Below are 13013 nucleotides of genomic sequence, written 5' to 3' on the forward strand. Positions count from 1 at the left end.
CGGCCTCAGGCGATGCCCACCTTGCCTGCGGCGGCGTTGCCCCGCGCCAGCACCGGCACCAGTGCCGCACCCGTATGGCTGGCGCGGTTGCGCGACAGCGCTTCGGGATCGGCCGCGCCGACGATGGTGCCGCCGCCCGCGCCGCCCTCGGGGCCGAGATCGATGATCCAGTCGGCCTCTGCAATCACGTCGAGATCGTGCTCGATCACCACCACGCTGTGGCCGCCGTCGGCGAGCCGGTGCAGCACGCGGATCAGGCGCGCCACGTCGGCCATGTGCAGGCCCACGGTGGGTTCGTCGAGCACATACAGCGTGTGCGGTGGCTTCTGCCCGCGCCGCGTGATGTCGTCGCGCACCTTGCTCAGTTCGGTCACCAGCTTGATGCGCTGGGCCTCGCCGCCTGACAGCGTCGGCGACGGCTGGCCCAGCGTCAGGTAGCCCAGGCCCACATCCTTCATCAGCTGCAGCGGATGGGCGATGTTCGACATGGCCGAGAAGAACTCCACCGCCTCGTCGATCTCCATGGTCAGCACTTCGCCGATATTCTTGCCGCGCCAGGTCACGGCCAGGGTCTCGGGGTTGAAGCGCTGGCCGTGGCAGACATCGCACGGCACCTTCACGTCCGGCAGGAAGCTCATGCCGATGGTGCGCACGCCCTGCCCTTCGCACGCCGGGCAGCGCCCGTCGCCGGTGTTGAACGAGAAGCGCGAGGCGGTGTAGCCGCGTGCGCGCGCTTCCAGCGTATCGGCGAACAGCCGGCGGATGGTGTCCCACACGCCGATATAGGTCGCCGGGCAGGAGCGCGGGGTCTTGCCGATCGGAGTCTGGTCCACTTCCAGCACGCGGTCGATGGTTTCCCAGCCGGTAATCGCTTCGCAGCCGTGCCAGTTGTGCTGGACGTCGAGCGGCTTCCTGGCACTGCCCTTGCCCGCGCCGTTCTCATCCTTGGCCGCGTTGCGCGCGCGCCGCGTCGCCGGCGACGACAGCACCGAGCGGCCCACCGCATCGAGCAGGTTGGTCATCAGCACATCGCGCGCCAGCGTCGACTTGCCCGAGCCGGACACGCCCGTGATCGCCACCAGCCGCGACAGCGGCAGGCGCGCGGTCACATTGCGCAGGTTGTGCAGCGACGCGCCGTGCACCGTCAGCCATTGCGGCGGATCCGCGGGCTTGCCTGCTGCGCCGGGCCTGACCGTGCGCCGCGGCTGCAGCGGATGGACGATCGGGTTGGCCAGGAACTGGCCGGTGGTGGACGCCGTTGCCGCGGCCAGCTCGGCCACGCCGCCCTGCGCCACCAGCGTGCCGCCGCGCTTGCCCGCGCCCGGGCCGATGTCGATGATATGGTCGGCGCGACGGATGGTGTCTTCGTCATGCTCCACCACCACCAGCGTGTTGCCCTTGTCGCCCAGCTTGCGCAGCGCGTCCAGCAGGATCTGGTTGTCGCGCGGATGCAGGCCGATGGTCGGCTCGTCCAGCACGTAGCACACGCCCTGCAGGTTGCTGCCGAGTTGCGCCGCCAGGCGGATGCGCTGCGCCTCGCCGCCGGACAGGCTGGGCGCGGCACGGTCCAGGCTCAGGTAGCCCAGCCCCACTTCTTCCAGGAACTGCAGGCGGCTGCCGATCTCGCTGACCACGTCGCGCGCGATCTCGGCATCGCGTCCGGACAGGCGCAGCCCGTCGACCCAGCGGCGGGTCTCCGACACGGTCCACTGCGCCACCTCGACAATCGCGTTGTCGTCGAAGGTCACCGCGCGCGCCACCGGGTTCAGGCGGGTGCCGTGGCAGTCCGGGCACGGCGTGTCGACCACGCCTTCGGGTTCCTGCTCTTCCGACGGCAGGCTCTGCTCGCGGCCGCGGTTGTCGTCTGCCAGCACGGTGTCGTCGAAGGCCGCGCGCTGCTCGCGCGTCAGCGCCAGCCCGGTGCCGACGCAGGTGCCGCACCAGCCGTGCTTGCTGTTGTACGAGAACATGCGCGGGTCCAGTTCCGGATAGCTGGTGCCGCATTGCGGGCAGGCACGCTTGGTCGAGAACACCTTGACCTCGCCGACATGCGCGGTACCGCCGTTGTGCATGGCATGGTCCAGTCCGTCCAGCGGCGCCAGCAGGTGCATCACGCCCTTGCCGGCCTCCAGCGCCTGCGCCAGCAGCGCGCGCAGCCCGGCCTCGTTGTCGGCGGACACCACCAGGTCGCCGACGGGCAGCTCGATGGTGTGCTCGCGGAAGCGGTCCAGCCGCGGCCACGGGTCCACCGGCAGGAATTCGCCGTCGACGCGCAGGTGCGTGTTGCCGCGCGCCTTGGCCCATTTGGCCAGGTCCGTGTAGACCCCCTTGCGGTTCACCACCAGCGGCGCCAGCAGCCCCACGTGCTGGCCGCGATGGTCGCGCAGCAGTTGTGCGGCGATCGATTCCGGGCTCTGCGAGGTTACCGGCGCGCCGTCGTGCACGCAGTGCTGGATGCCCAGCTTGACGTACAGCAGGCGCAGGAAGTGCCAGACCTCGGAGGTGGTCGCCACCGTGCTCTTGCGGCCGCCGCGCGACAGCCGCTGCTCGATCGCCACCGTCGGCGGGATGCCGTAGACCGCATCCACTTCGGGCCGGCCCGCGGGCTGCACGATCGAACGGGCATAGGCGTTGAGCGATTCCAGGTAGCGGCGCTGGCCCTCGTGGAACAGGATGTCGAACGCCAGCGTCGACTTGCCGGAACCCGACACGCCGGTGACCACGTTGAACTTGCCGTGCGGGATGTCGACGTTCAGCGCCTTCAGGTTGTGCTCGTGCGCATTGACGATGCGCACCACGTCCTCGCCCTCCACCTCGCGGCGCGCGCGCCGCGCCTGCAGCGCGGCCTGCAGCGGCACGCCTTCCGCCTCGGCGCGTTCGGCCGCCAGCGTGCCGGCTTCACCGAGGGCCGCGTCATAGTGGATCAGCGCCTGGCCGGTATGCGACCCGGCGCAGCGCTTCACGTCTTCGGGCGTGCCGGTGCAGACCACGCGCCCGCCCGCGTCGCCCCCCTCGGGGCCGAGGTCGATCAGCCAGTCCGCGGCACGGATCACGTCCAGGTTGTGCTCGATCACGATCAGCGAATGACCGCCGTCGAGCAGCTTGCCGAAGGCCTGCATCAGCTTGGCAATGTCGTCGAAATGCAGGCCCGTGGTGGGCTCGTCGAACATGAACAGCCGGCGCGGCAGGTTGCTGGCCCGCGTGCGCGACGGCGTCGACTGCGCGGCTTCCGCAAGGAAGCCGGCCAGCTTCAGACGCTGCGCCTCGCCGCCCGACAGCGTCGGCACCGGCTGGCCCAGCTTCATGTATTCCAGCCCGACATCGACGATGGGCTGCAGCACGCGCAGCACCGCCGCGTCGCCGGCAAAGCAGGCCGCGGCCTCGCTGACGGTCAGTTCCAGCACATCCGCGATGCTGAGCAGGCGTGGCGGCTGGCCGGGCGCGGCGCGCTCGATCTTTACTTCGAGCACTTCGGCACGGTAGCGGGTGCCGTCGCAGTCCGGGCAGCGCAGGTAGACGTCGCTGAGGAACTGCATCTCGACGTGCTCGAAGCCGGAGCCGCCGCAGGTCGGGCAGCGCCCGTCGCCGGAGTTGAAGCTGAAGGTACCCGCGGTATAGCTGCGCTGCAGGGCCAGCGGCGCCCTGGCGAAGAGCTTGCGGATCTCGTCGAAAGCGCCGACATAGCTGGCCGGGTTGGAGCGTGCGGTCTTGCCGATCGGCGACTGGTCGACGAAGACCACGTCGTCGACCAGGTCGGCGCCGGTCAGCTGGCGGAACGCGCCCGGCGACTCGGTGGCCTTGCCGAAGTGCCGCGCCATGGCGGGATACAGCACATCCTGCAGCAGCGTGGACTTGCCCGAGCCGGACACGCCGGTCACGCATACCAGCCGCTGCAGCGGGATTTCCACCGTGACATCCTGCAGGTTGTGCTCGGTCGCGCCCTCCAGCACGATGCGCGGCAGCTTGCCGTCGACCGGCCGGCGCTGCCAGTGCGAGGCATCGGCCACGCGCCGGCGCCCGCCCAGGTAATCGCCGGTCAGCGTGCCGGCCTGGCGGATATCCGCCGGGGTGCCGTCGAAGATGATGTTGCCGCCGCGCTCGCCAGGGCCGGGGCCCATGTCGATCAGGCGGTCGGCGGCCAGCATCACCGACGGATCATGCTCGACCACCACCAGCGTATTGCCCGCGTCGCGCAGCCGGTGCATGGCCTCGACGATGCGGTTCAGGTCGCGCGGGTGCAGGCCGATGCTGGGTTCGTCCAGCACGAACAGCGTGTTGACCAGCGACGTGCCCAGCGCCGTGGTCAGGTTGATGCGCTGCACCTCGCCGCCGGACAGCGTGCGGCTCTGGCGGTCCAGCGTCAGGTAGCCCAGGCCCACGTCGCACAGGTACTTCAGGCGCGTGCGCACCTCGGCCAGCAGCAACTTGAGCGCATCGTCCAGCATCGCGCTGGGCAGCGACAGCTCGTCGAAGAAGCGGCGGATCCGCTCGATCGGCAGCAGCATCAGGTCATGCACGGTCAGGCCCGGCAGCGCCTCGAGCCGGGTGCGGTCCCAGTCCACGCCGCGCGGCAGGAAGCGGCGCTGCGGCGCCAGCACGGCGTCGGCATTGTCCTTCGAGCCCAGGCGCCACAGCAGCGACTCGGTCTTCAGGCGCGCGCCGCCGCAGGTCTCGCACGGCGTGTAGCTGCGGTACTTCGACAGCAGCACGCGGATGTGCATCTTGTAGGCCTTCGACTCGAGGTAGTTGAAGAACCGCATCACGCCGTACCACTGCTTGTTCCACTGCCCGTTCCAGTCCGGCGAGCCGTGGACGACCCAATCGCGCTCGGCCTCGGTCAGCTCCGCCCAGGGCGTGTCGCGCGGGATGCCTGCCTTGCCGGCATAGCGCATCAGGTCGTCCTGGCATTCCTTCCAGGCCGGCGTCTGCATCGGCTTGATCGCGCCGCCACGCAGCGTCTTGCGCGCATCGGGAATCACCAGGCCCAGGTCGACCCCGATCACGCGGCCGAAGCCGCGGCAGGTTTCGCAGGCGCCGTAGGCCGAGTTGAAGGAAAACAGCGCGGGCTGCGGGTCGGCATAGCGCAGGTCGCTGTCGGGGCTGTGCAGGCCGGTGGAATAGCGCCACACCGGGCCGTCGTCGCCGTCGGCCAGCACGTAGATGTTGACGCGCCCGCCGCCCCGCCGGAGCGAGGCCTCGATGGCCTCGACCACGCGCACTTTCTCGGCATTGCCGATGCGGAAGCGGTCCGCGACCACGTCGAGCAGCTTGCGCGCGCCGGTGGGCGACGGCACCACGCGCTGCGCCTGCACCCGGGTATAGCCGCTGACCGACAGCCACTGCTGGACTTCCTCGTCGGTGGCCGATTCCGGCAGTTCCACCGGGAAGGTCACCACCAGCCGTGCGTCGTGGTGCGGCTGGCCCGCGGCCGTGCGCGCGACCAGATCGGCATAGATGGTTTCTGGCGAGTCATGGCGCACCGGCTGCGCGGTCTGCTTGTCGAACAGCTCGGCCGCGCGCGCGTACAGCAGCTTCAGGTGGTCGTTCAGCTCGGTCATCGTGCCGACCGTAGACCGCGAGCTGCGCACCGGGTTGGTCTGGTCGATGGCGATGGCCGGCGGCACGCCGTCGACGCGTTCGACCTGGGGCCGGTCCATCCGGTCCAGGAACTGGCGGGCGTAGGCGCTGAAGGTCTCGACGTAGCGGCGCTGGCCTTCGGCATAGAGCGTGTCGAACACCAGGCTGGACTTGCCGGAGCCCGACGGCCCCGTCACCACGGTCATCTCGCCAGGACGCAGGTCGAGATCGACATCCTTGAGGTTGTGCTGGCGGGCGCCGCGAATGCGGATTAGCTGCTTGCTCGACACGATTTCTCTTTCGGATCAGGATGTTAAGGGAATGGCGGGAGTCACCCGGACCACTGTACATCCATACAGTCTATCAGGTTGGAAAGGAATTCGTATCGATTGCCCACATCGGCGGGTGCAGGCAACGGAATTAGCCGGACTACGCGCGCTTTGGCTGGACTGGATAACCGGAATTTGCTGGACTGGAGTGGACGCAGGGGTCCATGCGTCGGGTAGGCGGCTGTCGGCGATTGCACCTCAACGGACGGCAAGGTGTTGCACTTCCGCCGCGCGAGCGGCTTCGTCCGATCGGCCGCTACGGCCGACCTGACACAGACAGTTGACCTCTGGTCAGCCATGGTCGACGACCGTTGCGGAAGAAGGTCGCCCGGCGCAGCGTTCATCTGTCGCCGTCGCGAAAGGTCCTGGCGAGAAAATCGTGGATGTAGTCGGAAATAAGTTCGGGGTGTTGGTGCTGTGCGTGCCCCGTTTCGGAGAAGAAGATGAATTGTGCTTGTCGCATCTTCCCGATCAAAGGAAACCAGCTCTGCCCGGCGGTGCATCTCCTGGAAAGTTGGTGGCTATCTCACCACCGGATCATTGGGAGTGGCCTGAGCGGGTGCAGGACGGCGTGCCGGCAAGGGATTCAGGGGGTGACCGTCAGTCGTTGGGAGCGGCGGATACGCATCGCCTGGACCGTCGCGCCACTCAGGTAGACGAGGAAGCCGATGCCAACCAGCGCCTTCAGTGTCGGATCTTCCGGACCGCTGAAGGCCGGATTGCCGATCGGGATGCGCGTGCCGGTCTCCGTCAATCCTGGGATCAGATGGAAGAACAGCGTAAGCGAGTAGCCCAGTACGGCCAGGTAGCGTGCTACACCCGCTTCCCTATGTCGCTCGCAGGCACCGGCAATGGCGAGCACTGCCAACGTCAGGATTGCCAGTGCATGGGGCGGCCCGAATCCGCCATGGCGGAAAATAAAGAGCCCGGTGAATGCCGTCGCTGCCGTCAGCCATATATAGAGCCGGCCGGATCGCGTCCGCATCCCGATCTCGCCGTGCTTGAACAACGCCACCAGACCACACGCCACTGCCACCAGGGCAATCGCGGTGTGGAAGACGCCGAACGGACTGAGGTTGAGCATGATGGCACTCCGGGTTCGCCTGCTTAAACGCCGTGGAGGATCCGTATCGGCAGCACGTCTGCGCGAGCGGGGAATGATCAGGAGCGAACGAAAGCCAGCAGGTCCGCGTTAATCGTCTCGGCATGCGTGGTAGGCATGCCATGTGGGAACCCCTTGTAGGTCTTCAGGATGCCATTGCGCAACAGCTTTGCCGAAAGGGGTGCGGAATCGGCATAGGGCACAATCTGGTCGTCGTCGCCATGCATTACCAGCGTCGGCACGGTGATCTTCTTCAGGTCCTCCGTGAAATCGGTCTGTGAAAAGGCGACGATGCCGTCGTAGTGCGCCTTGGCGCTACCCTGCATGCCCTGGCGCCACCAGTTTCCAACCACCCCTTCGTCTGCCTTGATGCCGGGCCGGTTGAAGCCATAGAAGGGACCAGCAGGGATATCGCGGTAGAACTGTGCCCGGTTGTTTGCAACCTGCGCCTGGAACCCGTCGAAGACTTCCTTTGGCAATCCGCCCGGATTGGCCTGCGTCTTCACCATCAACGGCGGCACAGCGGCGATCAGGACTGCCTTCGCCACGCGGCTCTCGCCGTGTCGCGCCAGATAGCGCACGACTTCACCGCCGCCGGTGGAATGGCCAATGTGGATGGCGTTTTTCAGCTCCAGATGGGCAGTCAGCACTGCCAGATCGTCGGCATAGTGATCCATGTCGTGGCCGCTGGCGATCTGCGTGGACCGGCCGTGGCCACGCCGGTCATGCGCAATGACACGGAATCCATGGTTCAGGAAAAACATCATCTGCGCGTCCCAGTCGTCCGCGCTCAGCGGCCATCCGTGGGAAAAGACGATGGGCTGGCCACTGCCCCAGTCCTTGTAAAAAATGTCGACACCATCCTTCGTCCTGACGGTTTGCATGGTATTCCCTCCTGGTTGGTTGCCCCTGCTCGCCGGGGCGGTCGCGTTGGTGGCGGCGTCTGCAAGCCGCGATTTCAGGATTGCTTACCGTTGCCCACCGCCCGCGTCGCCCAGCGCCGAACACAACTCCGCGGTCGTGAGGATGGCGTGGGCGAACGTTGGTCCGTTGATCTCATGCGCGGCATGCATGGCCTCCGCCGAGAACGCTGCGGTGGCATCGCGCACCAGCGTCACGTGATAGCCGAGTTCCGCCGCAAAGCGTCCCGTCGTCTCGATGCAGGTATTGGCCAGCATCCCGACCAGAATGACCTTCTGGATACCGTGCTGCTTAAGTTGCAGGTCAAGGTCGGTGTTGGCAAAGCCGCTGCCGCCCCAATGTTCGTGAACGATGATGTCTCCGGGAAGCGGCTCGAAATCCGGATGCCACTGGCCTCCCCAGCTGCCCTCGGCAAAAACCTGCGCACGGCTGGCGCCCAACTGGTACGGGCTGGGATGCCTCCACGTTGAGAAGTCACCAGGCCTCGCGCGATGATGTGGCACGTAGAACACCTGAAGGCCCGCTGCGCGTACGCCGGCTAGCGTCCTTTTCAGGTTGGCCAGGGTACCGACCTGGTCGGCGACCGGCTTTGCCCGGCCGTTGAGCTTGCCGCCCTCACTGAGGAAATCGTTGTAGGGATCCACAAGCAGCAATCCTGTGGAAGCCGCGGGATACGTCCCTGGTTGGCTTGATTCCGTCATGGCCTCCCCTTCGCTTCCATTTGCCGCTAATCATTTCTTGAAACCCTGGTCTCCGGCTACGTAAAATCGGCAAATGTCGCCTGGACTTGCATGGCAACCCGCTGTGAACGGCCGCCCGAGGAGCGATCCATGACGAAGCTGGTCTGCCCGGAGTTCGACGAATTCGAGGCGGCGCTTTACGGCGTCCAGGGAAGGTATGTCTTGCGGTCCCGGCCGCAGCGCGACTGGCAGCTCAAGGTGATCGACCTCGATGGCGTGGCGATCATGATGGGCCGGGAGGGCGCCTCCACGGCCTATTCGGGTGTCGGCATGCCCGACTACTTCAATATCTTCGTGCCGTTGAGTGCACAGCAATGCACCATCGTCGATGGCCGTGCCTTCGACGCGCGCACGGTCGGCTGGATGGCGCCCGACCAGATGTTCCACATCGTTGCGGAGCGGGCGGCAAGCTGGCTGACGGTGGCAATATCGGCGCCATTGGTCCTGCACTGGGTCCACACGCACGTCGACGAGTTCAACGCCACGCTGCTCTCCAGCAATCTGGTGTGCACCGGTCGAAACGGCGTGCCGCAACTGCTGGCAACGATTTGGCGCGTCTTGCGCGTCGAGCGCGACGACCCCGACCAATTGCGCCATCCGGCCGCCACGCTCACGGCTCGCGCCGAGCTGGTCAACCTCGTGTTTCGCGCCGTGCTGACGGTCGACGATGGCGCGACCCATCTCCGGCTCAAGCCCCGTCATCGGCAGATCCTGAGCAGGGCGCTGGGCTACCTCAAGTGCGTGGGGGAAACCACGGTCCTTGTGGAAGACCTCTGCGCGGCTGCCGATGCATCCGAACGCACGGTTCGCAACGTGTTTCATCGATACCTGGGCATGGGACCGCATCGCTACCTGGCGCTCTACCGCATGCATGCGATTCGCGCAGCCCTATGCAATGCGATGCCGGGCGATACGGTATCCGCGATCTGCGGACGATTTGGTGTCTGGGACTTTGGCCGGTTCGCCGCGCTCTATCGCGCCCACTTTGGAGTTCTCCCGTCGCAGACGCTTCGACAGCGCCTGCGTGGATGAGGAGAAAACCAAACCAATAAGACCGGCTATCCAAATACGCCGGACGCATGCGTTTCTGCATGCTGCGAAAGTGGCGCACGGCCCTGCGCAGGCAGTGCCCGTGGCACGGCAGCCAGGAGTTGCCGCGTGTATGGATGCGCGGGCCGGTTCCAGATTTCGTCACGGTCGCCGCTCTCGACCAGCCGGCCTTCGCGCATGACCAGGATGCGGTCGGCGATATAGCGCACGACGCCAAGGTCATGCGAAATGAACAGGCATGACAGCCCGTACTCCGCCTGCAGGTCGGCGAGCAGGTTCAGCACTTGCGCCTGCACCGAAACGTCGAGCGCCGACACCGGTTCATCGCAGACGAGCAGGCGCGGCCTGACGATCAGTGCGCGGGCGATGCCGATGCGCTGGCGCTGGCCGCCGGAAAACTCGTGCGGATAGCGGTGCAGCGCCGCGGCGGGCAAGCCCACGCGGTCTATCATCGCCGCCGCGCGTGCGCGCCGTTCCTGCCGGTCGCGCACGCCGTGTATCCGCAGCGCGCCTTCCAGCACCTCGGCGACGGTCTTGCGCGGGTTGAGCGAGCTGTACGGGTCCTGGAACACCAGTTGCATGGCGCCGCGCCACGGGCGCATCCGCCGGCGGTTGACGGGCGCGATGTCCGTGCCATCAAAGACGATGCGCCCCGCGTCATGGTCCGCGAGGCGCAGCACGGCCCGCGCGAGCGTGGATTTGCCGCAGCCGGATTCGCCAACCAGGCCCACGGTCTCCCCCGCAGCTATGGAAAACGAAACGCCCTGCACGGCAACCGTAGCGTGCGCGCCGGACCGGTGGGTCACGTGGAGATCCTCGACCTCAAGCAGGGTCGGTGCCGACGCCGTGGCGTGGCCGCCAGCCGGACGCAGCGCCGGACGTTCGAGCCGGAATGCCGCCGGCGTGCCGTCGGCGCGACGATCCACGCGGATCTCGGGCAGGCGGACCTGCCGATAGTGCGGCACCACGCCGTCCGCGGCGCTCAGCGACGCGCCGAGCAGCCCGCGCGTGTAAGCATGTGCAGGCTCGCGGAACAGGGCGCGGGCAGGCTGCTCCTCCACCTTGATGCCGTCGTGCATGACCGCGACGCGATCGGCCCAGCGCGCCACCACGCCAAGGTCGTGCGTGATCAGAAGCATCGCCATGCGCAGCTCGCGCCGCAGCGTGTCCAGCAACTCCAGTATCTGGGCTTGCACGGTGACATCGAGCGCGGTAGTCGGCTCATCGGCCACCAGCAGCTTCGGTGTGCACGCGATCGCCATGGCGATCATCACGCGCTGGCGCTGTCCGCCTGACAACTGGTGCGGATAGGCATGGAAGCGCCGCTGCGGTTCGGGAATGCGTACCTGGTCAAGCAATTCGACTGCCCGCGCATGGGCCGCCTGCACGGACAGCGCCGTATGCAGCCGCAGCGTTTCGACTACCTGTGCCCCGACGCTCAGCACCGGGTTGAGCGAGGTCATGGGCTCCTGGAAGATCATCGACACGGCGTTGCCACGCAGCGCGGTCATGTCGCGCTCGCGCAGCGTCAGCAGGTCGCGCCCTTCCAGCAGCACGCGCCCGCTCACCTGCGCGGTCGCCGGCAGCAGCCGCAGCAACCCCAGCGCGGTCGTGGATTTGCCGCAGCCCGATTCGCCCACGAGCGCGACGGTCTCGCCGGCGCCGACATCGAGGCTCAGGCCCGAGACCGCGGGCCGCGCGCCGCCGGGATAGCGGATGGAAAGATCCTGCAGGGAAAGCAACGGCGTCATGATGCCTCTGGGCCAATCAGGTGGCGTGGATTTCGGCGGCCAGCAGTTCGGGCTCGACCTGGATCTCCAGCGCTTCATTGAAGCGCGCGAAGAATGCGCACAGCGCCGCACGCAGTGTCAGCTCCACGACCTGCGCTTCGGTGAAATGCTCGCGCAGCCGCGCAACCACCGTGTCGGTGACGCGCTGCGTCGTGACTTGCACGGTGTAGTCGCGCACCAGGCGCTCCACGGCGTCCAGCCCGGGCACGTCGGGCTCCAGGATCCGCTCTACCGTTTCGGGCGCCACGCCCAGCGCTTCCAGCCTCGGCACGTGATGGCTGATGCAGTAGTGGCACGCGTTCAGCCGCGATGCCGTGACCAGCACGATCTCCAGATGCCGGCGCGTAATCAGGGCGTCGCGCGCGGAATCCAGCAGCAGGCCGAACAGGTGCGCTACCGCGGGCGGCCGGTGGCCGAGCACGCGCAGCATGTTGCCGAACGCGCCATACTCGCGCTCCACGCGTTCGAAGGTGGTGCGGGCCTCGCCCTGCAGGGCGCCGGGATCGATGTCGTGAATGCGTGCCAAGACGCTCTCCTGTGATGAAGTCGGTTGGTAACGGGGACAGTGAAGGCGTTCAGCGGCCTTCGCGCGGATCGAAGGCGGTGGCCAGCCCGTCGCCGAGCAGGTTCAGCGCGAGCACGGTCAGCACGATTGCCAGGCCGGGCAATGCGCATACGTACCAGTCCGTACGCAGCACCTCGCGGCCCGCGCCGACCATGTTTCCCCAGCTCGCGACGTTGGGATCGGCCAGGCCGAGGAACGCCAGGCTCGATTCGGTCAGGATGGCCGTGGCCACCATCAGCGACGCCGACACCAGCACGGGCGTGAGCGTGTTGGGCAGGATGTCCTCGATGATGATGCGCGCGTGGCTGGCGCCCACCGCTTCGCTCGCCAGCACCATGTCGCCGTGGCGCAGGCGCAGCACCTCGGCGCGCACCAGCCGCCCGAGCGCGGGCCACGAGGTGATGCCGATCGCGAGCGCGATCTTCCACACCGAAGGCTGCACCACCGCCACGATGGCCAGCGCGAACAGGAACGACGGGATCGTCAGGAAAAATGTCGTCAGCGTGCCGAACAAGCGGTCGGCGCGGCCACCGTAGTAGCCGGCCGTCACGCCGCCCGCGACGCCAAGCACCACGGCCAGCGCCGTCGAGACACCCGCGATCAGCAGCGAGGCGCGCGCGCCATGAAACAGGCCCGCGAGGATGTCGCGGCCCAGCATGTCGGAGCCGAGCGGGAACGCGGCATCGCGCCCCGGCCACAGCAGCGGTTCTGCCGCCATTTCGAGCGGGTCGCCGGGGAATACCCAGCCTGCCGACAGCGCGGCAGCCAGGACCACGGCCAGCAGCGCCAGGCCCGCCACGGCGCTGGGCGACGACAGCAACCGGCGCAGCCGCCGCCGGCGGTCCGTGGGTGGCAGCACGGGCACCGTGATGTCGGCCGCAGCGCCGTGCGCATCGGAATGAGCCGGCTGCAGCGGCGCCGGAAGGGAGGAAGAAGGCA

General features: G+C 67.5%; 8 protein-coding genes. 1 reads left to right on the top strand and 7 read right to left on the bottom strand.

Features of this window, described 5'->3' with window-relative positions:
* Nucleotides 1-5 precede the first annotated feature (5 nt).
* From uvrA to U9J39_RS16120, 4 genes are all read right to left on the bottom strand, one after another.
* Complete coding sequence (gene uvrA / locus U9J39_RS16105; protein ID WP_326347513.1) at nucleotides 6-5867, bottom strand: excinuclease ABC subunit UvrA; 5862 nt, start codon at nucleotides 5865-5867, stop codon at nucleotides 6-8.
* Between the two features lie 625 nt (nucleotides 5868-6492).
* A complete protein-coding gene (locus U9J39_RS16110; RefSeq protein ID WP_116314518.1) occupies nucleotides 6493-6990 on the bottom strand; it encodes a hypothetical protein in 498 nt (165 codons plus the stop codon).
* Nucleotides 6991-7067: 77 nt separating this feature from the next.
* The gene (locus U9J39_RS16115) at nucleotides 7068-7892 is read right to left on the bottom strand and encodes an alpha/beta fold hydrolase (RefSeq protein WP_326347514.1); all 825 of its coding nucleotides are present in this window, start codon (nucleotides 7890-7892) and stop codon (nucleotides 7068-7070) included.
* Nucleotides 7893-7976: 84 nt separating this feature from the next.
* The gene (locus U9J39_RS16120; protein ID WP_326347515.1) at nucleotides 7977-8630 is read right to left on the bottom strand and encodes a cysteine hydrolase family protein; all 654 of its coding nucleotides are present in this window, start codon (nucleotides 8628-8630) and stop codon (nucleotides 7977-7979) included.
* A gap of 129 nt (nucleotides 8631-8759) precedes the next feature.
* On the opposite strand from U9J39_RS16120, the gene U9J39_RS16125 reads away from it, so the two are divergent.
* Nucleotides 8760-9701, top strand: a complete 942-nt coding sequence (locus U9J39_RS16125; protein WP_115713130.1) for an AraC family transcriptional regulator — start codon at nucleotides 8760-8762, stop codon at nucleotides 9699-9701.
* 26 nt (nucleotides 9702-9727) lie between these two features.
* Here U9J39_RS16125 and U9J39_RS16130 read toward each other — a convergent pair whose 3' ends face one another.
* From U9J39_RS16130 to U9J39_RS16140, 3 genes are read right to left on the bottom strand one after another with little or no spacing between them, the layout of a single operon-like run.
* Nucleotides 9728-11470 carry an ABC transporter ATP-binding protein gene (locus U9J39_RS16130; protein WP_326347547.1) on the bottom strand — a complete coding sequence of 581 codons (1743 nt, stop codon included), beginning with the start codon at nucleotides 11468-11470 and terminating at the stop codon, nucleotides 9728-9730.
* Nucleotides 11471-11486: 16 nt separating this feature from the next.
* Entirely contained in the window at nucleotides 11487-12035 is a 549-nt protein-coding gene (locus U9J39_RS16135) for a carboxymuconolactone decarboxylase family protein (RefSeq protein ID WP_116348298.1), read from the bottom strand.
* Nucleotides 12036-12084: 49 nt separating this feature from the next.
* Nucleotides 12085-12945, bottom strand: a complete 861-nt coding sequence (locus tag U9J39_RS16140; RefSeq protein WP_326347548.1) for an ABC transporter permease — start codon at nucleotides 12943-12945, stop codon at nucleotides 12085-12087.
* Between the last annotated feature and the right edge of the window lie 68 nt (nucleotides 12946-13013).

Origin of the sequence: Cupriavidus sp. SS-3 (assembly GCF_035818815.1) — a bacterium.
Classification (GTDB): Bacteria; Pseudomonadota; Gammaproteobacteria; order Burkholderiales; family Burkholderiaceae; genus Cupriavidus; species Cupriavidus taiwanensis_C.